A 25,325-nucleotide genomic window follows, 5' to 3' on the forward strand; every position below is an offset into this window, starting at 1 on the left:
AATAGAAGGGGGTCGCCCTTCTATTTCTTCCTGCTTATTCGATTGAAAAAATGTAGGAATAAAGAGGCTGCTCCCCTTTATGGACTTCTACTTCCACATCTTCAAATTTGCTCTCGATATAGGAAACAAGTTCCTTCATTTCATCATCGGCTGCATCGGCGCCCTGAAGGACAGTCAATATTTCGTCGTCTTCTGTCATCATGGAATCAAGAAGTTTTTTGGCAGATGCCAGCTGATTGCGGTCTTTCGTCACAATCTTACCGTTTGCAATACCCATGAAATCGCCTTTTTCAATATCAAGGCCGTCAATATTTGTATCGCGGACTGCGTACGTAATCTGACCTGTCTTAACCGTTCCAAGTGCATCTTTCATGACTTCTTCGTTGTCCTCAGCTGATGCAGACGGATTAAATGCAAGCAGTGCTGCCATTCCCTGAGGGACGGTTTTAGACGGAATCACGATGACGTTATCATCCACGACAGACGCAGCCTGCTGAGCAGCCATCACGATATTGGAGTTATTCGGCAGAATGATCACTGTTTCAGCATTTACATCTTTAATCGCCTGAACGATGTCTTCTGTGCTCGGGTTCATCGTCTGTCCGCCTTCAATGACAGAGTGTGATCCGATGCTGCGGAACAGCTCGGCAATTCCTTTGCCCATTGTGACAGTCACAATACCGTAAGGCTGTTTTTCTTTCTTTTCAGCGGGCTTTGATGGTGCGTTCCCGCTGTCAAGCAGACTCGTATGCTGCTGGCGCATATTCTCAATCTTCATATTGATCAGGCTGCCATAGTTCTGGGCATATGTCAGAACTTTTCCCGGATACTCTGCGTGAATATGTACTTTTACAATTTCATCATCTGCAATAACCAGAAGGGAATCACCATGTTCACTCAGATCCTGTCTGAACGCATCTTCTTTGAAAGTCTCTTTATCATCTTCAAAGCGCACCATAAATTCCGTGCAGTATCCAAATTCAATATCTTCTGTATTGATGTGGGATGCAACGCTTTTGTGGTGTTCTGCGCTCACAAGGTCCGTCATGGACGCTGCAACTTTGGCAGAAGACACTTTCTCTCCTTTTAGCACGGCAAGAAATCCTTCATATACAAAGACAAGACCTTGTCCGCCGCTGTCGACAACTCCTACCTCTTTAAGGACTGGAAGCAGGTCAGGGGTTCTTTTGAGGGATGCCTTTGATTCTGCAAATACAGCTTCCATCAATTGATCGATGCTGATCTCAGGATTTGACTCCATTGTATCAACCGCTTTTTTGGCTGAATCTTTTGCTACAGTTAAAATCGTTCCTTCAACGGGCTTCATGACCGCTTTATATGCTGTGTTGACGCCAGCTTGAAGAGCAGCTGCAAATTCTGCTGCTGAAATCGTGCTTTTTGATTCAATTGCTTTTGAGAATCCTCTGAACAGCTGGGAAAGAATAACCCCGGAATTTCCGCGGGCTCCCATCAGCAGGCCTTTTGACAGGGCCGTACCGACTTTGCCGATATGCTCAGATACATGATTTTGAACCTCTTTCGCTCCGGATGTCATCGAAAGGTTCATATTCGTCCCGGTATCTCCGTCCGGAACCGGAAAAACGTTCAGCGCATCGACATAATCTGCATTGTTTGACAGGTGGCCTGCCCCCTGCAAGATCATTTCTGCAAAACGTTTTCCATCTAAAGTTGTAATTGACACGGACTTTTTCCTCCTTACTACGGGTTCGTTACACGAACACTCTGAACAAAAATATTGACTGAATCAACAGCTAGTCCGACTGTTTTATCCAGTGTGTACTTCACTTTCGTTTGAACATTATGTGCCACTTCAGAGATTTTCGTTCCGTAGCTGACGATAATGTACATATCAATATTGATATGATCTTCTTCCTGGCGGACAATAACACCGCGGCTGAAGTTTTCTTTTCTCAGAATTTCAGTGATGCCGTCTTTGATCTGGTTTTTGGATGCCATTCCGACAATGCCATAACAGTCAATGGCTGCACCGCCAGCAACCGTTGCAATGACTTCATTGGATATGTCAATGTGTCCGTACTTTGTTTTCATCTCGATGGACATGATGGTTCCCCCTTTGGAATTGTTCGCATAGGCTAAAGCTATTTTACTATATACAGGCGATTTTTAAAAGTTATTCTGCGGCACAGCTTTAAGGACCTCTTACCCTATAGTATTATTCAGCATGAAATATTCATGTATGTCAAGGAAAAATTCTTGAAAGCAAAAGCAAGAAGTATTGCATTCAGAAAGGAGTTGTGATAAATTATTAAAGTATCTCATGACAAACAGGACTAGTAATGTTTGAATTGGAAAGGTTTTTTGCAGTTAGGAGGGAATACGATGGCACGTAAATGCGTAATCACTGGTAGAAAAACACGTTCTGGAAACTCACGTTCTCACGCAATGAACGCTTCAAAACGTACTTGGGGTGCTAACCTTCAAAAAGTACGCATCTTAGTAGACGGCAAACCAAAACGCGTATATGTATCTGCTCGCGCTTTGAAATCCGGTAAAGTTGAGCGTGTATAATCAAAAGTTCTGCTTTTGATTCCCATAAGGGAACATATAAAAAAAGCACCGCTATGGCGGTGCTTTTTTTATAGTTTCAAAACCTCGTATCCGCTCTTCATTAATCCTTCTTCATCGACCCAAGCATTGCCCTGATAATGCCCCCTAAAAACTTCGGTAACTTGATTGTATAAAATTTCATACTTTCCCTCCTCAGCCATTCGTTCAGTTTGCTGCTGGGGCGAAGCCCATCATGTGAGAAACCGGTTATGCCCAGGTTATGTGGTTAACCTTCATGTTTGAAGTTATTCATCAGTACTTCTTACCATCATTAATATGCCGCTGCTGAATGAAAAAGTACCGGATGGACGAATAAGTTCATTACTAATACATAGTGTCGCCCCAAGCTTTATATGACAGCCTGAAAGCGGATATTTAAAACCCTCGAGTGTAATATCCCTCACTTCCAGGCTCACGGGCAGAAACGAGATATAAGGAAATCTGCTCTCAGAATGCACGCTGCGGGTGCCGGGGAGGAAAACAGACAGCTGATTTTTTCGGTCAATAATTTCGATGTTCGTTTCCGGATAACGTGCCAGAAGCTGTGTGTTTGCAAGAAAGTGGTCAAGCCTGCCGCCAGTCGAGCCGAAGAGGATGATGGCTTCAGGGTTCATTTTCACCGCCCATTCCAGGGCAATCTCAGTGTCTGTCTGGTCCTTTTCCGCAGGAAAAAGATCCAGATGCACAGCCGACCTGTTCAGCGTGTTAAGCTCTTTTTCTGTCACAGAATCAAAGTCTCCAAACGCCCTGTCCGGTATAATGCCCGCCTGCTGCAGATAGATCACTCCCCTGTCAACGCCAATCCAGACTGCATCTTCCGTTTGATAATCCTTTAATGAAGGAATATACGTTTCAGGACCTCCTGCGACAATGTGAATCTTCACTGATAACCACTCCTGTTTACATAATAATGTTATGGTATAATTCTAAAAAAAGAGAACCGCTTTTGGCGGTTCTTATGCGTTTCTTATTTGATCAATCGCCCGTTTGCGGTCACTCTGGTTATAAACAGCTGAGCCGGCAACCAAAACGTTCGCTCCTGCTTCCATGCACAATCTTGCTGTTTCTGAGTTTACTCCGCCGTCTACTTCAATCTCTGTTTGAAGACCCCGTTCTTTTACCATGTCAGCCACTTCTTTTATTTTAGGAAGAACAGCATGGATAAAAGACTGCCCGCCAAACCCGGGATTCACTGTCATCAGCAGGACGAGATCCACATCATCAATCACATGCTTGATCATATCAGCAGGTGTATGAGGATTCAGCACAACACCTGCTTTTACGCCTTCTGATTTAATCAGCTGAATTGTGCGGTGCAGGTGAGGGCATGCTTCAGCGTGCACAGAAATAATGTCCGCACCCGCTTTTGCAAATGCCGGGATGTATGCATCCGGATTTTCAATCATCAAATGCACATCAAGCGGCAGCTTTGTCACAGGTCTGATCGCTTCCACAATCAGCGGGCCGATCGTGATATTCGGGACAAAATGGCCATCCATCACATCAACATGAATATAATCCGCTCCGCCTCTTTCAACATCCTCAATTTCCGCTCCAAGCTTTGAAAAGTCTGCTGAAAGGATGGAAGGTGCAATTTTAATCATGATCAGTACCTCGGCTTTCTGTCTTTAATTTCTTCTATAAAACTTAAATAATGTTCATATCTGTATGCAGGAATACTGCCATTCTCAACAGCTTCCTTCACGGCGCATTTCGGTTCTGAAATGTGCGTGCATGCTCTGAATTTGCAGTTTCCGCTCACATTGCGCATCTCAGGGAAACAGTAGGAAAGGTCTTCTGTTTCTATGTTCATAAACTCAAGTGAACTGAAACCAGGGGTATCAGCGACAAGGCCGGTTCCGACCTGGATGAGCTCCACGTGGCGGGTTGTATGTTTTCCCCTGCCCAAATGAGACGAAATGCCGCTCGTCTTCAGTGAAAGTTCAGGGCGCAGCACATTCAGCAGCGAAGATTTTCCGACACCGGACTGTCCGGCAAAAACGGATATCCTTCCGTTCAGAAGCGGACGCAGTTCAGTAATTCCGTCTTCCTCGAGAGTAGAAGTGAGCATTACCTCATACCCGATTTTTCTGTAATCCGCTGCATATTCTTCAATTTCCTGACGCTGTTTTTCATCCTTGATCAAATCCATTTTGCTGATGCAGATGACAGGTTCAATGTCATTGGATTCAATCAGAACGAGAAAACGGTCAAGCAGAACAGGGCTGAAATCAGGCTCAACTGCTGAAAACACTAAAATAGCCTGATCAACGTTGGCAATCGGGGGGCGGACAAGCTCATTTTTTCTCTCGAGCACTTCCTGAATTGTGCCTTCACGTTCATTTTCGTAATCATACACGACTTCATCGCCGACAAGCGGGGTGATTTTGTTTTTTCTGAATACCCCGCGGCCGCGGCACTGGATGGTCCGGTCACCGTCAAGACAATAGTAAAACCCGCTTAACGCTTTGATAATTTTGCCTTTAGGCATACATTTCCTCCTTGGTGATTCACGTATTACTCATATGGAATGGTTTCGGTTTTCTCAACGCGGTTGTCAACCGTTACCATGTAATAGGCTCTTCCACCGGGTTCGATTGCGAATTCAATTTCTCTGGTAGCGTTCTCTGTAATGGTGAACACGTCAAAATCATCAGATACAGACCGCTCGGCATCATCGATGTTGATCTTCACTTCCGCCGGCTGCCCTGCAAGCTCTTCCGGATACGGAATTTCAATCACCCGCTTGACTTTTTTGGCAGGCTTTTCTTCCGGCCCAAGGGAAACAGTGGCCTCAATGGTGTCGCCCGGAAGCACTTTTACTGACGGCTCAGGAGAATGGGAAATGACCTCTCCTTTCGGCACTGTGTCAGAAAAGACATCCTTCCTCACAAGCTGGAGCTGATTCTCTTCGATATAGGCATTCAGCGCTTCTTCTGAATAGCCTCTTAAGTTCTTTAGTTCAAATTCCTCCGGTCCGGCACTTACAGTCAGCACGAGTTCATCTTCGCTTGGAATCACCATGTCACCCGGTTCAGGATCCTGCTCTAAAATCGTTCCCGCTGCTGCTTCATTAAATTCTTCTTCTACCGTGATTTTTTCAAATCCTTTACGTTCAAGAAGCTCCCGGACTCTTGTAATGTCTCTGTCCACATAATCATCAAGCTCGACTTTCTCTTTGCCTGAGCTCTGATAGATGATAATGCTGTCCCCTTCCTTTGCCATTCTGCCTGCTTCAGGTTTTGTTCTGACGACATCCCCTTCCGGAATTTCATCATCGGCAATCAGGATGGGGTCATCCACTTCAAATTTTTCCGAGACAAGCTTCTCAACCGCATCCTGATACTTCATCCCTGTCAGATCAGGAACTTCCACATCTTTTGGCATCATCAGGGCCGGCACAACGGTGACAGCGGCAACTCCTGCTGCAAGAAGGATCAAAAAGAGGCTGATCAGGATGACTCCCGCTTTGCTTTTTTTCTTTTTCTCTTCTTTTTTCTTTTTTTCTTTCTTTACCGGCGCATGTTTTACAGCCGTTTCTTCTGCCGACGGTTCAGGCGCACGAACAAGCGTATCACCGGTTTTTTCGAACATATCTGAATCCGTGATAATCGGAATCGCTTTTGTTGCCTCTGTATCTTCCGGTATGACAAACTTTTCTTCATGAAGCCGTTCCGGATTTAAAGCGGTTGAAAGATCGGCTTCCATCTCTTCAGCAGACTCATACCGGTGGAACGTGTCCTTTGCCATTGCTTTTAAAATAATGTTTTCAACACTTTGGGGAACCGTTGCATTCCAGCGCTTGGCAGAAGGCGTTTCAGACTGCAGGTGCTTCAGCGCAATGGAAATGGCCGATTCTCCGTCAAACGGCAGTCTTCCGGTCAAAAGTTCAAAGAGCACAATGCCAAGTGAATAGATATCTGATTTTTTATTGGCCATTCCTCCCCTTGCCTGTTCAGGCGAAAGGTAATGGACAGATCCAAGGACAGAATTTGTCTGGGTAATCGTGGTCGAGCTAAGCGCCATTGCAATCCCGAAATCCGTTACTTTCACATTGCCATGAGGATCGATCAGGATGTTATGAGGCTTGATATCCCGGTGGACAATGTGGTTTTCGTGGGCGTGTGCAATGGCTGATACGATTTGCTCCATGATATTGAGAGCTTCTCTCGGGTGCAGGGGAGCATACTGCTGTATGTATTGCTTCAGTGTGTTGCCTTCCACATACTCCATAACAATATAGTAGATGCCGTCTTCTTCTCCAACATCAAAAATGCTGACAATATTCGGGTGGGCAAGGCTTGTTGCGGACTGTGCCTCACGCCTGAACCGTTTGATGAATTCATCGTCGTTTGAAAAATCGAACCTGAGAACTTTCATTGCAACATCTCGGTCTAAAATCATGTCCCGCGCCAAATATACGTTAGCCATTCCTCCGCCGCCAATCACGCGGAGTATTTTATATCTGCCGCTTAACCGCTTGCCGATCAGCACGCCTCATCACCCTCTTTGATTTCAGACGGCTGTTTGACGATGACGAGTGAAATGTTATCCTCTCCCCCGTTATCATTGGCCTTTCTGATCAGTTCCTGAGCAATGTTCTGAAGCGAACCGCCGGATGAAAGCAGATCCTTAAGCTCCTCTTCGCCTACTTTGTTCGACAGGCCGTCTGAACATAATAGAAGAAGATCAGATTCTTCAAGACAAATAGAGGTCATGTCAAGTTCCACATGTTCTTCTGTTCCTAAAGCCCTTACAAGAACATTTTTGCGCGGATGATGCTCGGCATCTTCTCTTGATATTTGTCCGGATCTCACCAATTCATTGACAAGCGAGTGGTCTTCTGTAATTTGTTTAAATCCGCTGCCGTTGCAGAGATAGCCGCGGCTGTCGCCAATATGGCCGACAGTTGCAAAAGCTTCTGTACAAATTGCCGCCACAACGGTCGTGCCCATTCCGCTGCAGTCAGGATGTGTTTTTGCATGCTGCAGCAAGGTCAGATTCACCTTTGCCACATGATCCGAAAGCCAGCCTGAGGCGAGATCCGGGGAGGATATGCCCGAGGCATACTCCCACATCTCTTTTAATGCAGCAATCGTCATCTGGCTTGCTACATCACCTGCTAAATGGCCGCCCATTCCGTCGGCCACGACGGCTAAAACATCACCGTCTTTATTTTGAAAAACACCAACGCTGTCTTCATTGTGCTGTCTCACTTTTCCCCTGTCTGTTGCGATAACGGTTTCCATGAAGTCACCTCGTCTCCTCTTTGCGCTCCTTCGCTCTCAGCTGACCGCATGCTGCATCGATATCATGACCCTGTTCGCGTCTTGTCGTTACATTAATGCCGCGCTTTTTCAATGTTTTCTCAAAAAGATCAATCTGTTCTTTCGGAGTTCTTACATAATCGCGCTCAGGCACATAGTTCACGGGAATCAGGTTTACATGGCACTTCAGATGCTTAATAAGCGCTGCGAGCTCTTCAGCGTGTTCTACCCCATCATTCACTCCGCCGAACAGCCCGTACTCGAAGCTGACGCGTCGTCCTGTTTTGTTCACATAATACTCAATAGCTTCCATCAGCTCAGGGAGCTTATATGCTCTGTTGATCGGCATTAAGCGGCTTCTGAGTTCTGTATTCGGTGCATGCAGCGATACAGCAAAGTTAATCTGCAGCTGTTCGTCCGCAAATTTGTAGATTTTCGGGATGATTCCGCTTGTAGATACAGTAATATGGCGTGCACCAATGTTCAAACCGTCGTCATGATTGATGATTTTAAGGAATCCCATCATTTCATCATAGTTATCAAACGGTTCTCCGATACCCATGATGACGACATGGCTTACCCTCTCTCCAAGTTCATCAAGCGCCTTTTGTACTTTTACGACCTGTGCAACGATTTCTCCTGCTTCGAGGTTGCGTTTTAAACCGCCAAGGGTTGAAGCACAGAACGTACAGCCGATCCGGCAGCCGACCTGTGTTGTTACGCATACTGAATTGCCGTATTCATGGCGCATGAGAACCGTTTCAATGGAATAGCCGTCGTGCAGCTCGAATAAGAACTTCATCGTGCCGTCGCTTGATGTCTGCTGAATGATCGTTTTAAGCGTGGTAAGCGTAAAGTTCTCCTCAAGTTTTGTTCTGAGCGGCTTTGAAAGGTTTGACATCTCTTCAAATGATGCAGCCCGTTTAATATAAAGCCAGTCAAAGATCTGAGCAGCCCTGAAGGGCTTTTCTCCGTTTTCCGTCAGCCAGTTTTTTATTTCTCCCAGTTCGAGAGAATAAATGGAAGGTTTTTTGTTTTCTTCGATGACTGTTTTCTTTGTGCGTTTTACCTCTTCCATTTTTACACCTTCTTTCTTAAGCTTGCTATATAAAATCCGTCTGTTCCAAAATAGTGGGGCAGAATCTGGACTTGCCCTCCGTCTGCATACGGCTTTGCAGCCTCCGGCAGCCGGTCAGCCATTGCTGAATCAAGTTCAAATTCACTGTGTTCTGCTAGAAATTTGTCAACAACCTGCCCGTTTTCTTCGCTGTCAATTGTACATGTACTATAGACTAGTGTACCACCTTTTTTAAGTAAAGGCGCGGCAGATGACAGAATTTCCAGCTGAATTTGCGACAGTCTTTTCACGTCCTCGGCTGATTTCGTGTATTTAATGTCAGGCTTTCGTCTGACAACCCCAAGTCCTGAGCATGGGGCATCGACCAGTATTTTGTCAAACTGTTCGTTTTTAAAGCGCTCATGCACTTTTCTGCTGTCCATTGCTTCAGTCTTAATGTTTGTAAGGCCGAGTCTTTCCGCCTGTTCAGTGATCAGGCTGACTTTATGCGTATGGAGATCAAGAGAGTAAACAGTTCCTGTGTTCTCAAGAATCTCCGCTATATGGGTTGATTTTCCGCCTGGAGCTGCGCATGCATCAAGAACAGCATCTCCTTTTTCAGGGGCAAGCGTTCTTGCAACCAGCATTGAACTTTCATCCTGAATCGTAAACCTGCCTTCTTTAAATTCTTCCGTCTGCACAAGACTGCCTTTCAGACTTTTAATGGCATCAGCAGTCAGATCGCCCTCTTCAATTTGAAAACCTTTTGCTAAAAGCCGCTCCATTAACTCCCCGCGGGTGTTTTTCATTAGATTGACACGGGCCGATACACTTGGCGGCGTCAATGTGGCTTCGCACATTTTTTTCGCATCATTCGCCCCAAGCTGGCTGATCCAGCGCTTCACAAGCCAAAGAGGAAAGCTTGTCTCGACAGCGATGCGCTCAGCCTCATCTTTTATTTCAGCAGTGGAAGGCAGCCCCTGCCGCTGAATGGACCTTAAGATGCCATTGACAAAGGATGCAATGCCCTTGTGGCCCCTGTGTTTTGCGATTTCAACGGCCTCGTGAAAAACAGCTCGCTCCGGCACTCTGTCAAGATACACCATCTGGTACACGGAAAGCCTTAAAAGGTTTTGCACCCACTGCTCTGTTTTTTTGGCATTTTTAATAAAAGGCGCAAGATAAAAATCCAGCGTATCCCTGCGCTGAAGCGTACCGTAAACGATTTCTGTAAGCAGAGGGATATCGATCTCTTTTACTCCATGCTTTTTGATCATGGAGTTTAATAGGAGATGGCTGTACGCCTGATTTTTTTCAATCATGAGCAGCGTTTCAAGAGCCGTTTCACGGACATTATTTTTCTTCATGGCTCTCTCCCAACTTGTCTCCTGCCTGGATTTGGGCGCCCCTGAGGAAGTCTTCGCCGTTCATTTTTTTCTTCCCTGACGGCTGAAGTTCTGTGATCTTGATGGCTGTCGTATTTCCTGTCGAGACGACGATTCCATCTGAATCAATTCCGATGACGGTTCCCGGCTGTGCGGTATGAATGCTTCCCGTCATTTTTTCTCCCCACCAGATTTTCACAACCTGGCCATTAAGGTAGGTATAAGCAACAGGCCACGGGTTTAAGCCTCTGATATGGTTATAAATGTCTTCACCGGACTTCGTCCAGTCAATGATTTCCTGTTCCCGTTTAATATTTGAAGCGAATGTCGCTTTTTCGTGATCCTGTTTCTGAGGGGTAAGCTTGCCTTCAAGAAGAGGAGGCATCGTTTCAGAAAGAAGATCAGCTCCTGCAGCACTTAATTTATCGTGCAGAGTTCCTACGTGATCCCGTTCATCAATCTCCACTTCAGCCTGGGTAAGAATATCGCCGGCATCCAGCTTTTCAGCCATATACATAATGGTAATGCCCGTTTTCTTTTTCCCCTGAAGGATGGAATAATGAATCGGAGCCCCGCCTCTCAGCTCAGGAAGCAGCGAGGCATGGACATTAATGCAGCCGTGCTTTGGCGCTTCCAGCAGTTCATTCGGAAGAATTTGCCCGAAAGCGGCAGTTACTACGAGATCAGGCTGCAAAGCGAGCACTTTTTCAAGTTCTTTTTTATCTCTGATTTTTTCAGGCTGCAGAACGGGTATATTCTGCTTTTCAGCTTCCACCTTAACAGGCGGAGGCGTAAGAGTTTTCTTTCTGCCTTTTGGACGGTCCGGCTGGGTGACAACCCCGACCACATTGTACCCCTCATTTATAAGTCTTTTTAGCACAGGAACCGAAAAGTCAGGAGTTCCCATAAATACAATTCGTGTCATGACCATCATCCTTCCGATTCTTCTAGCTCTTCTTCATTTAAATAGGCTGTCACCTTGGACGTGAAAAGAATTCCATGAAGGTGATCAATCTCATGCTGGATCGCTCTCGCTAAAAAACCATTTGCTTCCATAACAAATGGTTTGCCCTTACGGTTTTGAGCCTTCACTTTCACATACTCGCTCCGCTCTACTTCTCCAAAAAGGCCGGGAAAACTCAAGCAGCCCTCAGGACCAGTCTGAGAGCCTTTTTTTTCGATGATCACCGGGTTAATCAGTTCAATCGTCCCGTGATGATCATCTATATCAACAACAGCTGCACGGACAGGCACTCCAATTTGGGGAGCGGCAAGTCCCACACCGTCAAGTTCAATCATTGTATCATACATATCTTTCAGCAGCTTTGACAGTTTTCTGTCAAATACTGTTATATCTTCACATTCCTGCTCCAGCACATCTGCCGGATGCAGAACAATCGGTTTAATAGCCAATGAAACGTCCTCCAACTACTTAAAAGCTTATTTTTTCTCCAGTTTTGACGCTAATCCGCATTCTGAAACCTACATCATCGCGTTAGGGTTCATATCTATTGAAATGGACAGCTGATTTTTGTTCATATCCTGCTGAAACCGTTCAATAATCATCTTCAGCGCAGAATGAAGATTTTCTTCCCGCTTGTATTTTATCATGCATTGATAGCGATATCTATCGTTTACCCTTGGAATCGGCGAAGCGGACGGACCGAGAATCTGAACATGATCTGACAATTTGTGATTCAGGTGCTGGGTAATTTTCTCCGTCACAGAGACGGCTTTTAACAGATCCGGATGACTGACCGTGACGAGTGCAAGAAAGTAAAACGGAGGGTATGCATGCTGCTTTCTTGCTGTCATCTCCTGCATGTAAAATGAATCATAATCATGCTTTCCTGCAAGCTGGATACTGTAATGCTCCGGTGAATAAGACTGAATCACAACTTCTCCCGGAAGCAAATGCCTCCCCGCCCTGCCTGAGACCTGGGTCAGGAGCTGAAACGTTTTTTCAGACGCCCTGAAGTCAGGCAAATGCAGCATCGTATCTGCCGTCAGAACTCCAACAAGGGTCACATCTGGAAAATCCAGTCCTTTTGCAATCATCTGTGTGCCTAAGAGGATATCTGCCTCTTTGCTGCCGAACGCTGTAAGAAGTTTTTCATGCGACCCTTTTTTTCCCGTAGTATCAACATCCATACGGATAATCCGGGCTTCCGGAAGGACTTTTGCCAATTCCTCTTCAACCCTTTGTGTGCCGGTCCCAAAAAAGCGGATATGCTCACTTGAACACTCAGGGCAGACACCAGGCATCGGCTCCTCATGGCCGCAGTAATGGCATTTCAACAGATGTCCGCGCTTATGATAAGTAAGGGAAATGTCACAATGAGGACAGCCTTTTACACAGCCGCAGTCCCTGCACATGATAAAGGAGGAATATCCTCTTTTATTCAGGAACAGTACGGACTGCTCCCCTTTTTCCAGCCTGTCTTCCAGCTTCTCAAGCAGAACCTTTGAAAACATTGTCCTGTTCCCGCTCCTGAGTTCATCCCGCATATCCACAATTTCCACTTCGGGAAGGGGGCGGCTGTTCACGCGTTCTTTCAAGGCAAGCAGCTGATAGACCCCTTTCCCCGCTCGTGCAAACGACTCAAGAGAAGGGGTTGCGCTGCCGAGAACAACAGGGCACTTGTGGCGCTTTGCCCTGTAAATGGCTACATCCCTTGCATGATAGCGAGGATTTTCTTCCTGCTTGTAGCTACCTTCATGCTCCTCGTCGATGATGATCATGCCAAGGTTTGTAAACGGAGCAAAAACGGCGGACCTTGCTCCTACGACAAGCTTAACTTCACCGCGGCGGATTTTTCTCCACTCATCGTATTTTTCACCGATTGAAAGACCGCTGTGGAGCACCGCAACAAGCGAACCGAACCTCGCTTTGAACCGGTTGACCATCTGCGGCGTCAGTGAGATTTCAGGCACAAGAACAATCGCTTCCTTCCCCTGATTCAGCACGGCTTCAATGGATTGAAGATAAACCTCTGTTTTCCCGCTTCCCGTGACCCCATACATCAAAAAGACATCATGCGCGTTCCGTTCGATGCCGTCAAGAATAGGCGCAATCGCTGTCTGTTGTTCCGGTGTCAGCGGCAGAGACTCTGTTTTCTGGAATGTACGGTCAGCATACGGGTCTCTGTAGATTTCTTCCCAGGATTCAGACAGAAGGTTTTTCTTTATGAGAGTCTTGACGGGAGAGTCCGTGATATTCAGCTTAAGCAAAAGCTCCTGCAGAGGGACAGCCGCTCCGCCCATTTCTGCGAAATAATCCAGCACTTTTTTTTGCTTTGCTGCCTGAGGCGTGCACCCTGAGGCTTCCTCCTTCAGCACGTCTGATGTGACAGCAGCGCGGATGACCTTCTGTGTTTTTTGTTTGTTTTTCTGTTTTACCCGGTATATGACCTCAAGCAGCCCGCGCTCAATATCCCCCTGAAGCTCTTTTACGCTGTCACTTTTCTCTATCTCTTTCCAGAAGATGCTCGGTGCTTTTTCAAACCAGCGGGCAGCCTTCGGATGCAGCCTGTCCCTTGCCTCAGAGGATGTCAGGCGGATCTCTTTATCATACTTCGCTTTCATGGCAGCAGGGAGCATGGCCTGAAAAGCAGAAATTTTGAAGCAGAGTGTTGTCTCTGTCAGCCAGTGGCCAATGTCAAGAAGCTCCGCGGTCAATGCGGGCGTGATATCCATAACTTCCTTAATCGGCTTCACTTTGTCAAAATCGCTGCTGTCTTTCAGAGCGGTAACAAATCCCTGTACCGCACGCGGTCCGAACGGCACGATCACACGCATGCCGGGTTTGATAAAACCCGTCCATTTTTCAGGAATCAGGTAATCGAACGCCCTGTCTGTCTGCATGGCTTTAACATCTACGATTACACTGGCAAACTTCATCATTTAAACTCCTTTATCCAGACGGATGATCTCGCGGAGAATATTCTTTGAGACTTCTTCTTTGGACATAACGGGAAGTTCCCTTTTTTCTCCGCCCCGCTTAAAGATCGTCACAATGTTTGTATCTGTGCCAAAACCGGCGCCATCCTGATTCACATTGTTCGCTACAATCATATCAAGGTTTTTCTTTTCAAGTTTTCTTAATGCATAATCCTCAACGTGATCGGTTTCAGCAGCAAATCCTACAAGAATCTGATGATCTTTCCGTTCGCCGAGCTCTTTTAAAATATCCTTCGTCCGTTCAAACTCAATCACCAGATCGCCGTCCTGCTTCTTCATTTTTTGATCAGACACAAGACGGGGGCGGTAATCGGCTACGGCAGCAGATTTGATCACGATGTCCGATTCACTGAACCTCTTAACTGTCTCCTGAAACATGTCTTCAGCTGTTTCTACATTGACCGTTTCTACTCCCTGTGGCGGGGTTAGACTCACCGGGCCGGATATAAGGGTAACATCGGCTCCCATGTCTTTTGCCGCAGCAGCGAGGGCATATCCCATTTTCCCAGTCGATGAATTCGAGAAGAATCGGACAGGATCTGCTTTTTCACGTGTAGGCCCTGCGGTTATGATCATTTTTTTGCCTTTTAGCGGCTGTTCGGCTTCAGCGGAAAAATAAGCAACAATCAGCGCAGTGATTTTCTCAGGCTCTTCAAGCCTGCCTTTTCCGACATACCCGCAAGCAAGATACCCTTCGCTCGGTTCAATATACTGATAGCCGAACTGCGAAAGGGTCATGATGTTCTTTTGAACGGCAGGGTGATCATACATATGGACGTTCATAGCAGGAGCAATCCATACGGGAGCTGTGGATGCAAGCAAAGTAGTCGTAAGCATGTCATCTGCTATGCCATTTGCAAGCTTTCCGATTGTGTTGGCTGTTGCAGGTGCCACTATAATCAGATCCGCCCAGTCTGCTAGATCAATGTGAGCGATAACCTCAGAATTTTTCTCATCAAACGTGTCGTAATAGACATCATTTTTTGACAGTGCCTGAAACGTAAGAGGCTGGACAAATTCACGGGCTGAAGCCGTCATGATCACTTTCACTTCTGCTCCCGCCTGCACCAGCTTGCTTGTCAGCGCAGCTGCTTTATAGACTGCAATTCCCCCGCTTACACAAAGGAGTATTTTTTTGCCCTTCATTTTACATCCCCCCATCAGTGCTGTTTGTTCTGTAATTGCTGACAGTATGAAAAAATAACAACCCATGATGAAGCAGGTTGTTATTTTTATAAGTGATTTAATTAGTCTTGTTTTTCATAATCAAGCAGGCCTGAATGAATTTCTTCAAGTGCTTTTCCTACGTATTTATGAGAAACAGGCTTCACGATCTGCTGATCATGATTTTCCTGCATTTCGCGTGCGCGTCTTGCGGCAACCGTTACAAGCGTGTATTTTGAATCCAGTTTGTTCATAAGTTTGTCAATAGATGGATATAGCATATGTTTTATTCAACCTCCAGCATTTTCTTATAGCGAAGTGCGATGCGGTCACGTCTGCAGTGCTCAGCCGTTACGATCGCGCGAATGCGTGCACAGGCAAGGTCCACCTGGTCATTTTCGACTACATAGTCGTATGCATCCATCATTTCGATTTCTTCTTTGGCAGCAGCCATTCGGTTATTGATAATCTCCTGTGTCTCAGTGCCGCGCGTGACGATCCGGTTTTTCAGTTCGCTTAAGCTCGGCGGCATCAGGAAGATGAACAATCCTTCCGGAAATGCCTTTCTGACCTGCAGGGCACCCTGCACTTCAATCTCAAGGAAGACATCTTTTCCTTCACTGAGCGTTTTTTCAACGTATTCAATCGGCGTTCCGTAGTAATTCCCTACAAATTCCGCCCATTCAAGCAGACCTTCTTCTTTTATAAGCTGCTCAAATTCCTCTCTTGTTTTAAAGAAATAGTCGACTCCGTCAACTTCTCCCGCGCGGGGCTTGCGCGTTGTCATGCTGATCGAATATTCAAAGTCTGTATTCTGCGAAAAAATGGCTTTCCGCACTGTACCTTTCCCGACTCCTGAAGGACCCGAAAGCACGATGAGTAATCCTCTTTCTTTCATATCCAGAACGTTCCCTACCCTTCGTCTGTTAACTCGTCTTTATTTGAAAGCCTGTGGGCAACCGTTTCTGGCTGAACCGCAGATAGTATAATATGATCGCTGTCCATAATCACAACTGCTCTTGTTCTGCGTCCGTAAGTCGCATCAATAAGCATCGCTCTGTCACGGGCATCCTGAATGATCCTTTTAATCGGAGCTGATTCAGGACTGACAATCGAGATAATCCGATTGGCAGAAACAATATTTCCAAAGCCAATGTTAATTAGTTTAATACTCATCTGTTTGCTCCCCCTAATAAACGACAACCCTATTTTTGCCCTAAAAGGCCCGGCATAAACGATTAACTGCTAATTATTCAATATTTTGAACCTGTTCTTTGATTCTTTCAATCACGCTTTTCAGTTCGACTGAGCATCTTGAGATGTCTTTGTCATTCGCTTTTGAACCGATTGTATTTGCTTCGCGGTTCAGCTCCTGAACAAGAAAATCAAGCTTTCTGCCGGCAGGCTCAGGCTTTTCCACTGTCTGCCTGAACTGAAGAAGGTGGCTTCTTATTCTTGTAATCTCCTCTGATATGTCCGCCCGGTCAGCAAAGAGGGCTGCTTCGGCTGCAATTCTGCTGTCATCGATGGATCCTTGTGACAGCTCAGCCATCTTCTTTTCGAGCCTGTTTTTATAACGGAGCACAACGTCCGGGGCATGCTTTTCAATTTCGTCTGCATATGCCTCTATTTCAGACAGCTGCTTCAGAAGATCATTTTTCAAATAGGATCCTTCCTCGCGCCTCATATCCTTAAGCTGCATGGCGGCACCCCTGACAGCCGAAAGAATCAAATCTTCAAGTGTTTCATTTCCTTTAGCCAATTCAGCCACGGAAAAGACACTGTCAAGCCTGAACAGATCTGAAAGCTTCAGCCTGCTCCCGGTCTGATACCGGTTTTCCATTTCCGACGCCGCATCCGCATACTGGTCAAGCAGATTCCAGTCAATCTCAATGACCCGTTCTGCGAGCGCTTCGCCTTCAATCGTTATGTATACTTCCACCCGTCCTCTTTTAACCTCGGATGAGATCACTTTTTTGATTTTATCCTCAACAGACATCAATTGTCTAGGCATTCTTACGCTAATTTCAAAAAAACGGTGATTAACCGATTTCATTTCGGCTGTTATGGTGTGTTGATCATTTCTCTCAGTTGAACGTCCATATCCTGTCATGCTGCATACCATTTTTATCACATCCAATTATCTGATCATATCATAAGAAATGCTTTTCTGTGTATTTAAACAAAAGAAAAGGTAATAGAGAACTCTATTACCTTTAAAATTATAGCATATTCTCCCTTTTTTTACTTGTCAAAAGTGACCCCGCGAGCAAAAAAGTTGGAATCGCGGACAGTCCGAGAACGAGAATCCAGTCTCGCGCCAAAATCGGCACCGTGTGGAAAATCGGCTGCATCGGAGCATAGTAGATGACACCCAGCATAAGCAGGACGGATGAAATGACTGCACCGACCAGGTAGAGATTTTCAAATGGATTTCTTAAGAATACGGACCGCTCGCTTCTGCAGTCAAAAACGTGAATCAGCTGGGCCATGACGAGCGTTGCAAACGCGATGGTCTGTGCATAAATCAAATTTTCCGGGTCTCTGTAATAGACAATCATGAAGGCCGCGAGAGTGACAGCACCGATTAAAAATCCCCTAGAAACGACTTTCCATCCGAGGCCGCGTGCAAAGACACCTTCTTTGTGGTGCCTCGGTTTTCTCTGCATCAGATCGCCTTCAGGCTGATCGAGGCCCAGGGCCATGGCCGGAAGACCGTCTGTGACAAGATTCACCCACAGGATCTGAATCGGAACGAGCGGCAGCGGCAAGGCCAGAAGCATTGCAAACAGCATAACGAGAATCTCGCCGACATTTGAGGCAAGCAAATACCGGATAAACTTCCTGATATTTTCGTAAATATTTCTTCCTTCTTTTATAGCAAGCTTAATGGTTGCAAAATTGTCATCAACCAGAATAAGAGAAGAGGCTTCTTTTGCGACATCTGTTCCTGTTATGCCCATTGAAATCCCGATGTCGGCAGATTTGATGGCAGGAGCATCATTCACCCCGTCACCCGTCATGGCAACGACGTGCCCCCTGCTTTGCAGTGCTTTGACAATTTTAAGCTTATGCTCAGGCGAAACCCTTGCAAAAACATAGACATCTTCCACTACCCCCACAAGCTCTTCATCTGACATGGCAGACAGTGCCGCACCGTCCAGCACTTTTCCATTTGGAGGAATAAGATCAAGCTGAGAGGCGATTGCGCGCGCTGTATTCGCATGGTCCCCTGTGATCATAACGGTTTTAATCCCGGCCTGCCTGCATTCTTTTACAGCCTGTTTCACCTCAGGGCGCGGCGGATCAATCATGCCCTGCAGCCCAAGAAATACGAGGTTTCTCTCAACTTCATGCTGATGGTACACACTTTGTACGGCTACAGGTTTAAATGCAACTGCTATCGTTCTCAGTGCCAGGGAAGCAAGGCCGTCGATCGCTCCCATGATTTCTGCTTCATATTTTGAAGATACAGCATGCTGTTTTTCGTCCCATAGAACAAAATCAAGTTTTTTCAGAAGAATATCAGGAGCTCCTTTTGTAACAGCAAATCGTTTGCCGTTTTTATCCTCGATAATGACACTCATCATTTTTCTTGTTGAATCGAAAGGAAACTCTTCCACCAGTTGGAACTGATTCAGTAGAGATTCTCTCGACAGTCCCGCTTTCATCGCCGCGACAGCCATAGCCCCTTCAGTCGGATCGCCGTCGAGAACATAGTCGTCATCTTTTTCGGTTATTTCTGCTGTGTTGCAGAGCATGCCGAACGTCAGAATCTGCTGCAGCGGCCTGCTGTCTTTCACAAGCACTTTCTGGTCATTGATAAAAAACTCGCCTTTAGGCTGATAGCCTGTTCCGCTCAGTGTCCACGTTGTACCGCCCGACCAGATGTGTGTAACCGTCATTTTGTTCTGTGTCATCGTACCTGTTTTATCCGAACATATGACAGAAGCGCATCCAAGCGTTTCTACAGCAGGAAGCTTTCTGACGATTGACCGCTGTTTGATCATCCGCTGGACGCCAAGAGACAGGGCAACCGTCACGATCGCAGGGAGCCCCTCTGGGATTGCTGCTACTGCAAGCGACACTCCTGCAAGAAACATATCGTAAAGCTCATGTCCCTGAATGACTCCGACAGCTACTACTAAACATGTAAGGGCAAGGGCTACAATGATGAGAATTTTGCCAAGCTGTTCAAGCCGTCTTTGCAGCGGGGTTTCAAGCGTTTCAGCTGATTGAAGAAGGTCTGCAATCTGTCCCATCGCTGTGTTCATTCCCGTTGCGACAACAACCCCGACACCATTTCCCCTTGTCACAAGCGTTCCCATAAACGCCATATTCACGAGATCCCCAATTCCTGCCTGACTGTCAGAAAGGGCGTTTGTGCATTTGGCAACAGGAAGAGATTCACCTGTAAGGGCTGATTCTTCAATCTCAAGGCTTTTTGCTTCAAGCAGCCTGAGATCTGCTCCGATCCTGTCACCGCTCGAAAACTTCACGATATCACCGGGAACAAGGTCCTTCGACTGAATTCTTGTCCACTCACCTTCTCTGAGGGCCTGCACCTGAGGCGCCGACATTTCTTTAAGGGCCTGCAGAGACTTTTCTGCTTTCTGCTCCTGGAAAAAACCAAGGACCCCGTTTACAAGCACAATGGCAATGATCGCAATGGCATCAATGTATTCGCCGAGCAAACCGGATATCAGAGTTGCCGCGAGCAATACAAGGACCATAAAATCTTTGAACTGCTCAAGAAACACTAAAAAGGCTGAAGGTTTTTCCGCTTCCTTCAGTTCATTAAATCCGTGGTGCCTGACCCGTTTCTGTACGTCTTTTTCAGACAAACCGTTTTCCCTGCTGGAATGAATGGACTCTAGTACTTCCTCAGGTTTAACTTCATGCCATTTCATGAATGATTATTACACCTCTCAATACTCTAAATAGTAGGACAATCTCTTCTAATGCCAATTTATTCAGACCTGTCCAAAAAAATGCTATAATAATTCGAATGAACAATTGTTTCCTAAACAGCTATAGAAAAGGGTGCTTGCGATGTCATTTGATGGCATGTTTACATATGCAATAACAGAAGAACTTAAGAATTCACTTGAAAACGGCAGAATCTCGAAGGTTCATCAGCCGTATAAAAACGAACTCATTTTTGTGATCCGCTCAAATGGGGCCAATCATAAGCTTTTGCTTTCTGCTCATCCGAGCTATGCAAGAATTCACTTAACAGAAGAAAGCTACGAAAATCCGAGTGAGCCTCCGATGTTCTGCATGCTGATGAGAAAGCATCTTGAAGGCGGAGTCATTGAGGAAATCGGACAGATAGGGATGGAGCGGATTCTCTATATCGATGTGAAAGGGCGAAGCGAAATTGGAGATGTCACTTACAAGAGGGTAATCATCGAAATCATGGGAAGACACAGCAATATCATTTTGATAGACCGCGGCAGGAATATGATTCTTGACAGCATTAAGCACCTTTCACCTGCTGTAAACCGCCACCGGACGGTGATGCCCGGACAGGAATATGTGCTTCCCCCCGAGCAGATGAAAGCAGATCCATTTGAAGCAACGGAAGAAACCGTGCTCCGGAAGCTCGATTTTAACGCAGGAAAATTAGACCAGCAGATCATGCAGCAGTTCTCAGGGATCTCCCCGCTGTTTGCACGCGAGATTCTGTTCCGCGCAGGCCTTGCCAACAGAAGCAGTCTGACGCAGTCATTTCTTTCTCTTGTCGGCGAAATCAAGCAGCATCATCTTTCACCTGCCATGATTGAACTTCCGGATAAAGAGTATTTTTACATTCTTCCCCTCACCCATCTGGAAGGAAGACAAAAGCCGTTTTCAACCATTTCGGAAATGCTTGACCGGTACTATTACGGAAAAGCAGCAAGGGACAGAGTTAAGCAGCAGGGAAATGATCTGGAACGGTTCGTGCAGAATGAAATCAAAAAAAATAAAACGAAAATCAAAAAACTTGAGGGAACGTTAAAGGATGCTGAAAAAGCTGAAAAGTACAAGCTTCAGGGAGAGCTGATTACAGCCAATATGTACGCGATCAAGCGCGGAGATGCATCTGCGGATGTCATCAATTACTATAACGGGGATACAGTCACCATCACGCTGAATCCTCAAAAAACGCCGTCAGATAATGCACAGGCCTATTTTCAGAAATACAACAAAGCAAAGAAATCTGTCGCATATGTAAAAGAGCAGATTTCACTTGCCGAAAAAGAGATTGCCTATTTCGAAAACCTTTTCGCACAAATCGAATCCGCTTCCCCGAAGGATATTGAGGAAATCCGAGAGGAACTCATGGAAGGCGGCTATCTTAAAAAGAAACAGACAAAAGGAAACAAAAAGCCCAAACAGGCAAAAATTGTGCTGGAAGCATACCGATCCAGCGACGGCACCGAAATTCTTGTAGGAAAAAACAATAAGCAAAACGATCACCTGACAAACAAAACGGCAGCCCGGGATGATATCTGGCTGCACACGAAAGATATTCCAGGCTCCCACGTCGTGATCCGCCATCCGGAGCCAAGCGATGAAACCATCCTCGAAGCAGCGAACCTTGCAGCGTACTTCAGTAAAGCAAAAGGCTCAAGCTCAGTTCCTGTAGACTACACAAAAGTCCGTTACGTCAAAAAGCCGAACGGCTCAAAGCCCGGCTTTGTCATCTACGACAACCAGCAGACGGTCTATGTCACGCCGGATCCTGATCTTGTGATCAAGCTTAAAAAGTAAGATAAAGACCCCGGAAATGAGATTTCCGGGGTCTTTTTATTGAATCAGCACTTGCATACCATGAGCGTGTTTCCGTCAGGGTCCTGAAACGTAAAATAATGATCATGCTGCACGTCTGATTGCTGAGCGGCTCCCTTTTCTTTTATAAATTCATGGGCTGTTTTAATATCTTCAGTGTTGAAGTGAAACAAAGGCACTTTTGATGCTTCTCCCTCTCTGTAGATCTTGCTGTCGAGAACGGCACCTGTCCCCTGCATCGGGAGAACATATATATGGCCGAACTGGATTTCTCCTTGAGGTTCCACACCTAGAATGCTGCAGTACCAGTCTCTTGCTTTTTCTACATCGCTGACAGGAACGAACACGGTTCCGATTTGGTTCATTACGGGGCTTTTCATTTTTTTTCCTCCAGATTTTTGTTAGAAGTCCTTTGATATCATTCCATATCTTTTTTTGTATTCCTGCTTGCTTAGGAAAACTATGTAATTTACTCGTTCTCTTGTGCTGCAGCAGTCACAAGTTTATAGCAGGGAGCACTGGGAGCTTCATCATATGAACGAAACTGTCAAGGGTCCTCCCGTACACCGTTTTTTGAACGTCTAGCCAAAAGGATGAGATACATTTTAAGGTAAAGAGGACGTGAACTACTCCTCTCTTTTTTAATGGCAGGCTTTTTTAATAATCATTGTCGATTCCAAATCGTACCCGTTCCCTTGCGCTCCAGTCACTTGCTTTCCGCGGGGAGGACCGGGAGCTTCCTCAGCTGCGCTTGCGGGATCTCCCTTGCCCTCTTCATCCCGCAGGAGTCAAGTGCCTTCCGCTTCAGTCCACTGGAGCTTGGAGCATCCCTGATTGCTAAACAAAAATATTTAAAGGCTTTTTCAATCTTCATTTGAGTTATCTTTTTCATTTCTAATGAAATTTTCTGCGTCAGATTTAATTATTTCTATGTAATGACTTTTTTTAAAAGGTTTTGTTAAATGCGAGATACCTCTAAGGCTTCCTTTGACGATTGTTTCATCCATTTCAAGATCAACAATTACTGTTAGATAAACCATGTTATTATATTTAACTACACCAGTTATTTGTTTATTTGCTAAATCAATGCTTGTATATTCAGGAGCCAGTCTTAAAGGGGCAAAGGTTGTAAATCCTATATTACGTTTTTTTGCTAGTCCAAATAATAAATTCCTAACAAACTCTCTTGCTTTGGTCAGCTGAGACATCTCCTTCGCAGTTTATAACATTCTCTACATACCTAACTGTCCACAATCGCCTGCTTCAATCGCCCCTTTAGTTGAATATCTATCAAAAATTAACGTACTGGTGTGTTACTTTTCAATAAAGTTTTTCCAGCAAATGCAAAGCCTATCAACAAAGTAATAACACTTGCAACAAAGAAACCAATTGCATATTTAGGGATATTCGCTTCTGGTACTTGCTCATTTATTTCTAATCCTAAAAAATGAACTCCAATGCCATCGCCATCCACATTTGTTCCAAGAGACCATAAATCTATTCCTTTATTAACCATTAAAACTGTAATGAAAGCAAGAAAAGTGAAAACAATCCAACGATTAATTGCGTTCATTTTATATCCTCCTTATTCAAATTCATCTCAAGTGCTTATCAAACAATTCTGCCCTTAAACGAAATAACTGATATTCCCATTTTACCATAATTGTCCAATATTCTGTTTAATTGATATAAATGAAAAAGCACACCATTTTAATTGTTAAATGGTGTGCGAATTACTTTGCGATTTCCTGTTTAGCACCTTCTGAACCGAAACCGTTAATCTTAGATAGGATGCTTTTTATAAAAGTTCCATGCAGTCATCTGCCAGCTTTTTTAGAAGTTTCTTTTTTTCTTCAATGCTCAGATCAGATGCGTGAATGTGTTTCCGCTGTTCATGCAGTTCGTTCAGTTTGCTGATGAATGGTTTGTTCAGCTGACTGGCAAAATGGTCGGCTATTTCTTTGGCGAGAGCAGGGCTTGCGCTGTCTGTTGAAACCGACAGGGTGAGCCTGCCTCTTTTTTTAATAGAGGGAACTTGTACATTTCCGAGGCCGGCTTCTCCCGCTATGTTCACAAGCTGGTGTTTTTCTGCAGCTTCTGCAGCCCAGGCATTTACTTCCCTGCTTCCGGCAGCTGCTATGATTAAGAACGCATCCGAAAGGTCTTCTTTTTGAACTTCTTTTTGCTTCCATGTAATGGTGCCTGAATGGTGAAGCTCCTGAATCTCCGCAGCAACCTCAGGGCTGACAACTGTGACAGCTGCTCCCTGCTCAAGAAAAACGGCAAGCCTTCTGCATGCGATTTTGCCGCCGCCTATAATGACGACTTTCCGGTTTTTCACATCAATCATTAATGGAAGCATATGATTTTCCCTCATAGATAAAGTCAAATGCACCGTCCCGGTTTGAGATGGCTTCCTGCACCCGCTCTGTAAAGGCTTCCTCGACCCCGCTGTCGTATCCGAGGTATCTGCATACCGTTAAATCCGGATGCTTTACAGACAGTGCCTTTCTCATAACCTCTCTCATGACAAGACCTGTAAAGAGCAGATAAGGCACTAGAAAAATGCGTTTATCTTTCATGCCTGAAACCCTTTCAAGCATATCATCAAGACTCGGTTTTGCCGCTGTCACGAAGGCTGTCTCCACTTCGCTTCCGCCTGCACGATCCTTTACCAGCAGGCTGATTTCCTTTAAATCTCTTGCCACATCCGGATCAGAGCTTCCTCTGCCGACAATGACGATGAGCGAGTCAGGACCGGGATCTCCCTGTTCTGTTACTCGTTTGAGGACACTCTCAGCCAATTTTTCATGAACACCGATTGGTTTTCCGTATGTTACCTCAACATGCGGGAAAAGCGATGCAGCTTCTTTCACCTCTTTTGGAATATCCTCTTTCGCATGAGCGGCCGTCAGCAGAAGCAGGGGCACTACCGCAATTTTTTCAGCCCCTTTTCTGACGCATGTAGCGAATCCTTCTTCAATCGAGGGCTCGGCCAGTTCAAGAAAGCAAATTTCCTGAATATCCGCTTCGATGTGCGGCTGGACCCGCCTGATAAAAGAGACAGCCTCATCGCAGGCCTGTCTGATCCGGCTGCCGTGGCAGACATATAGAACAGCCTGTTTCATC

General features: G+C 45.6%; 26 protein-coding genes. 2 read left to right on the forward strand and 24 right to left on the reverse strand.

What is annotated here, in order from left to right:
* Nucleotides 1-34 precede the first annotated feature (34 nt).
* Entirely contained in the window at nucleotides 35-1,702 is a 1,668-nt protein-coding gene (locus tag MHB63_20790; protein MEK3808973.1) for a DAK2 domain-containing protein, read from the reverse strand.
* 17 nt (nucleotides 1,703-1,719) lie between these two features.
* Nucleotides 1,720-2,082 (reverse strand): Asp23/Gls24 family envelope stress response protein, encoded by a 363-nt coding sequence (locus MHB63_20795; protein MEK3808974.1) that lies wholly within the window; start codon nucleotides 2,080-2,082, stop codon nucleotides 1,720-1,722.
* 279 nt (nucleotides 2,083-2,361) lie between these two features.
* On the opposite strand from MHB63_20795, the gene rpmB reads away from it, so the two are divergent.
* The gene (rpmB, locus tag MHB63_20800) at nucleotides 2,362-2,550 is read left to right on the forward strand and encodes a 50S ribosomal protein L28 (GenBank protein ID MEK3808975.1); all 189 of its coding nucleotides are present in this window, start codon (nucleotides 2,362-2,364) and stop codon (nucleotides 2,548-2,550) included.
* 100 nt (nucleotides 2,551-2,650) lie between these two features.
* Here rpmB and spoVM read toward each other — a convergent pair whose 3' ends face one another.
* The 17 genes from spoVM to MHB63_20885 all read right to left on the reverse strand — a co-directional run bounded on the left by spoVM (nucleotide 2,651) and on the right by MHB63_20885 (nucleotide 20,332).
* On the reverse strand, nucleotides 2,651-2,731 hold the full coding sequence (gene spoVM, locus MHB63_20805; GenBank protein MEK3808976.1) for a stage V sporulation protein SpoVM: 81 nt from the start codon (nucleotides 2,729-2,731) through the stop codon (nucleotides 2,651-2,653).
* A gap of 103 nt (nucleotides 2,732-2,834) precedes the next feature.
* Nucleotides 2,835-3,473, reverse strand: a complete 639-nt coding sequence (locus MHB63_20810; protein MEK3808977.1) for a thiamine diphosphokinase — start codon at nucleotides 3,471-3,473, stop codon at nucleotides 2,835-2,837.
* 72 nt (nucleotides 3,474-3,545) lie between these two features.
* Nucleotides 3,546-4,193 carry a ribulose-phosphate 3-epimerase gene (gene rpe / locus MHB63_20815; protein MEK3808978.1) on the reverse strand — a complete coding sequence of 216 codons (648 nt, stop codon included), beginning with the start codon at nucleotides 4,191-4,193 and terminating at the stop codon, nucleotides 3,546-3,548.
* A 2-nt stretch (nucleotides 4,194-4,195) separates the two neighbouring features.
* On the reverse strand, nucleotides 4,196-5,080 hold the full coding sequence (gene rsgA / locus MHB63_20820; protein MEK3808979.1) for a ribosome small subunit-dependent GTPase A: 885 nt from the start codon (nucleotides 5,078-5,080) through the stop codon (nucleotides 4,196-4,198).
* Nucleotides 5,081-5,106: 26 nt separating this feature from the next.
* Nucleotides 5,107-7,083, reverse strand: a complete 1,977-nt coding sequence (gene pknB, locus MHB63_20825; protein ID MEK3808980.1) for a Stk1 family PASTA domain-containing Ser/Thr kinase — start codon at nucleotides 7,081-7,083, stop codon at nucleotides 5,107-5,109.
* Nucleotides 7,077-7,838 (reverse strand): Stp1/IreP family PP2C-type Ser/Thr phosphatase, encoded by a 762-nt coding sequence (locus tag MHB63_20830; GenBank protein ID MEK3808981.1) that lies wholly within the window; start codon nucleotides 7,836-7,838, stop codon nucleotides 7,077-7,079. The genes pknB and MHB63_20830 overlap by 7 nt, the downstream gene beginning before the upstream one ends.
* Before the next feature lie 4 nt (nucleotides 7,839-7,842).
* Nucleotides 7,843-8,934, reverse strand: coding sequence for a 23S rRNA (adenine(2503)-C(2))-methyltransferase RlmN (gene rlmN, locus MHB63_20835; protein ID MEK3808982.1), 1,092 nt, complete (start codon nucleotides 8,932-8,934; stop codon nucleotides 7,843-7,845).
* A 2-nt stretch (nucleotides 8,935-8,936) separates the two neighbouring features.
* Nucleotides 8,937-10,280 carry a 16S rRNA (cytosine(967)-C(5))-methyltransferase RsmB gene (gene rsmB, locus MHB63_20840; protein ID MEK3808983.1) on the reverse strand — a complete coding sequence of 448 codons (1,344 nt, stop codon included), beginning with the start codon at nucleotides 10,278-10,280 and terminating at the stop codon, nucleotides 8,937-8,939.
* On the reverse strand, nucleotides 10,267-11,223 hold the full coding sequence (fmt, locus tag MHB63_20845; GenBank protein MEK3808984.1) for a methionyl-tRNA formyltransferase: 957 nt from the start codon (nucleotides 11,221-11,223) through the stop codon (nucleotides 10,267-10,269). Before fmt ends, rsmB begins: the two co-directional genes overlap by 14 nt.
* Before the next feature lie 5 nt (nucleotides 11,224-11,228).
* Nucleotides 11,229-11,711 carry a peptide deformylase gene (gene def / locus MHB63_20850; protein ID MEK3808985.1) on the reverse strand — a complete coding sequence of 161 codons (483 nt, stop codon included), beginning with the start codon at nucleotides 11,709-11,711 and terminating at the stop codon, nucleotides 11,229-11,231.
* A 69-nt stretch (nucleotides 11,712-11,780) separates the two neighbouring features.
* Entirely contained in the window at nucleotides 11,781-14,198 is a 2,418-nt protein-coding gene (gene priA, locus MHB63_20855) for a primosomal protein N' (GenBank protein MEK3808986.1), read from the reverse strand.
* 3 nt (nucleotides 14,199-14,201) lie between these two features.
* Nucleotides 14,202-15,404 carry a bifunctional phosphopantothenoylcysteine decarboxylase/phosphopantothenate--cysteine ligase CoaBC gene (gene coaBC, locus MHB63_20860; GenBank protein ID MEK3808987.1) on the reverse strand — a complete coding sequence of 401 codons (1,203 nt, stop codon included), beginning with the start codon at nucleotides 15,402-15,404 and terminating at the stop codon, nucleotides 14,202-14,204.
* Between the two features lie 101 nt (nucleotides 15,405-15,505).
* Nucleotides 15,506-15,703: a DNA-directed RNA polymerase subunit omega gene (gene rpoZ / locus MHB63_20865; protein ID MEK3808988.1), complete on the reverse strand. Its 198-nt coding sequence runs from the start codon at nucleotides 15,701-15,703 to the stop codon at nucleotides 15,506-15,508.
* 5 nt (nucleotides 15,704-15,708) lie between these two features.
* Nucleotides 15,709-16,320, reverse strand: a complete 612-nt coding sequence (gene gmk, locus MHB63_20870) for a guanylate kinase (GenBank protein ID MEK3808989.1) — start codon at nucleotides 16,318-16,320, stop codon at nucleotides 15,709-15,711.
* Nucleotides 16,321-16,334: 14 nt separating this feature from the next.
* Entirely contained in the window at nucleotides 16,335-16,598 is a 264-nt protein-coding gene (locus tag MHB63_20875) for a DUF370 domain-containing protein (protein MEK3808990.1), read from the reverse strand.
* A 73-nt stretch (nucleotides 16,599-16,671) separates the two neighbouring features.
* Complete coding sequence (locus tag MHB63_20880) at nucleotides 16,672-17,547, reverse strand: YicC/YloC family endoribonuclease (GenBank protein ID MEK3808991.1); 876 nt, start codon at nucleotides 17,545-17,547, stop codon at nucleotides 16,672-16,674.
* A 97-nt stretch (nucleotides 17,548-17,644) separates the two neighbouring features.
* Nucleotides 17,645-20,332, reverse strand: coding sequence for a calcium-translocating P-type ATPase, SERCA-type (locus MHB63_20885; GenBank protein MEK3808992.1), 2,688 nt, complete (start codon nucleotides 20,330-20,332; stop codon nucleotides 17,645-17,647).
* Between the two features lie 142 nt (nucleotides 20,333-20,474).
* Here MHB63_20885 and MHB63_20890 point away from each other — a divergent pair, with 142 nt between their 5' ends.
* Nucleotides 20,475-22,178: an NFACT RNA binding domain-containing protein gene (locus MHB63_20890; protein ID MEK3808993.1), complete on the forward strand. Its 1,704-nt coding sequence runs from the start codon at nucleotides 20,475-20,477 to the stop codon at nucleotides 22,176-22,178.
* Nucleotides 22,179-22,222: 44 nt separating this feature from the next.
* Here the strand turns inward: MHB63_20890 and MHB63_20895 are convergent, their stop codons facing one another.
* The 5 genes from MHB63_20895 to MHB63_20915 form a co-directional block, all read right to left on the reverse strand.
* The gene (locus tag MHB63_20895; GenBank protein ID MEK3808994.1) at nucleotides 22,223-22,576 is read right to left on the reverse strand and encodes a VOC family protein; all 354 of its coding nucleotides are present in this window, start codon (nucleotides 22,574-22,576) and stop codon (nucleotides 22,223-22,225) included.
* A 483-nt stretch (nucleotides 22,577-23,059) separates the two neighbouring features.
* Nucleotides 23,060-23,404, reverse strand: a complete 345-nt coding sequence (locus MHB63_20900; protein MEK3808995.1) for a hypothetical protein — start codon at nucleotides 23,402-23,404, stop codon at nucleotides 23,060-23,062.
* 89 nt (nucleotides 23,405-23,493) lie between these two features.
* On the reverse strand, nucleotides 23,494-23,769 hold the full coding sequence (locus tag MHB63_20905) for a hypothetical protein (protein MEK3808996.1): 276 nt from the start codon (nucleotides 23,767-23,769) through the stop codon (nucleotides 23,494-23,496).
* 225 nt (nucleotides 23,770-23,994) lie between these two features.
* Nucleotides 23,995-24,558: an NAD(P)-dependent oxidoreductase gene (locus MHB63_20910; protein MEK3808997.1), complete on the reverse strand. Its 564-nt coding sequence runs from the start codon at nucleotides 24,556-24,558 to the stop codon at nucleotides 23,995-23,997.
* Nucleotides 24,539-25,324 (reverse strand): sirohydrochlorin chelatase, encoded by a 786-nt coding sequence (locus tag MHB63_20915; GenBank protein MEK3808998.1) that lies wholly within the window; start codon nucleotides 25,322-25,324, stop codon nucleotides 24,539-24,541. The genes MHB63_20910 and MHB63_20915 overlap by 20 nt, the downstream gene beginning before the upstream one ends.
* Nucleotide 25,325: the final 1 nt, after the last annotated feature.

Source organism: Bacillus sp. FSL H8-0547, from assembly GCA_038002745.1.
GTDB lineage: Bacteria > Bacillota > Bacilli > Bacillales > Bacillaceae > Bacillus_P.

What these genes read in the sequence shown, in the direction of transcription:
- MHB63_20895 (MEK3808994.1), bottom strand. Translation starts at nt 22,576, where the DNA reads ATGAAAAGCCCCGTAATGAACCAAATCGGAACCGTGTTCGTTCCTGTC.
- gmk (MEK3808989.1), bottom strand. Translation starts at nt 16,320, where the DNA reads ATGAAAGAAAGAGGATTACTCATCGTGCTTTCGGGTCCTTCAGGAGTC.
- rpe (MEK3808978.1), bottom strand. Translation starts at nt 4,193, where the DNA reads ATGATTAAAATTGCACCTTCCATCCTTTCAGCAGACTTTTCAAAGCTT.
- rlmN (MEK3808982.1), bottom strand. Translation starts at nt 8,934, where the DNA reads ATGGAAGAGGTAAAACGCACAAAGAAAACAGTCATCGAAGAAAACAAA.
- MHB63_20880 (MEK3808991.1), bottom strand. Translation starts at nt 17,547, where the DNA reads ATGGTATGCAGCATGACAGGATATGGACGTTCAACTGAGAGAAATGAT.
- rpmB (MEK3808975.1), top strand. Translation starts at nt 2,362, where the DNA reads ATGGCACGTAAATGCGTAATCACTGGTAGAAAAACACGTTCTGGAAAC.
- MHB63_20900 (MEK3808995.1), bottom strand. Translation starts at nt 23,404, where the DNA reads ATGTCTCAGCTGACCAAAGCAAGAGAGTTTGTTAGGAATTTATTATTT.
- MHB63_20915 (MEK3808998.1), bottom strand. Translation starts at nt 25,324, where the DNA reads ATGAAACAGGCTGTTCTATATGTCTGCCACGGCAGCCGGATCAGACAG.
- MHB63_20905 (MEK3808996.1), bottom strand. Translation starts at nt 23,769, where the DNA reads ATGAACGCAATTAATCGTTGGATTGTTTTCACTTTTCTTGCTTTCATT.
- MHB63_20875 (MEK3808990.1), bottom strand. Translation starts at nt 16,598, where the DNA reads ATGAGTATTAAACTAATTAACATTGGCTTTGGAAATATTGTTTCTGCC.
- coaBC (MEK3808987.1), bottom strand. Translation starts at nt 15,404, where the DNA reads ATGAAGGGCAAAAAAATACTCCTTTGTGTAAGCGGGGGAATTGCAGTC.
- rpoZ (MEK3808988.1), bottom strand. Translation starts at nt 15,703, where the DNA reads ATGCTATATCCATCTATTGACAAACTTATGAACAAACTGGATTCAAAA.
- MHB63_20795 (MEK3808974.1), bottom strand. Translation starts at nt 2,082, where the DNA reads ATGTCCATCGAGATGAAAACAAAGTACGGACACATTGACATATCCAAT.
- priA (MEK3808986.1), bottom strand. Translation starts at nt 14,198, where the DNA reads ATGAAGTTTGCCAGTGTAATCGTAGATGTTAAAGCCATGCAGACAGAC.
- fmt (MEK3808984.1), bottom strand. Translation starts at nt 11,223, where the DNA reads ATGACACGAATTGTATTTATGGGAACTCCTGACTTTTCGGTTCCTGTG.
- MHB63_20830 (MEK3808981.1), bottom strand. Translation starts at nt 7,838, where the DNA reads ATGGAAACCGTTATCGCAACAGACAGGGGAAAAGTGAGACAGCACAAT.
- MHB63_20885 (MEK3808992.1), bottom strand. Translation starts at nt 20,332, where the DNA reads ATGAAATGGCATGAAGTTAAACCTGAGGAAGTACTAGAGTCCATTCAT.
- MHB63_20890 (MEK3808993.1), top strand. Translation starts at nt 20,475, where the DNA reads ATGTCATTTGATGGCATGTTTACATATGCAATAACAGAAGAACTTAAG.
- MHB63_20910 (MEK3808997.1), bottom strand. Translation starts at nt 24,558, where the DNA reads ATGCTTCCATTAATGATTGATGTGAAAAACCGGAAAGTCGTCATTATA.
- rsmB (MEK3808983.1), bottom strand. Translation starts at nt 10,280, where the DNA reads ATGAAGAAAAATAATGTCCGTGAAACGGCTCTTGAAACGCTGCTCATG.
- rsgA (MEK3808979.1), bottom strand. Translation starts at nt 5,080, where the DNA reads ATGCCTAAAGGCAAAATTATCAAAGCGTTAAGCGGGTTTTACTATTGT.
- spoVM (MEK3808976.1), bottom strand. Translation starts at nt 2,731, where the DNA reads ATGAAATTTTATACAATCAAGTTACCGAAGTTTTTAGGGGGCATTATC.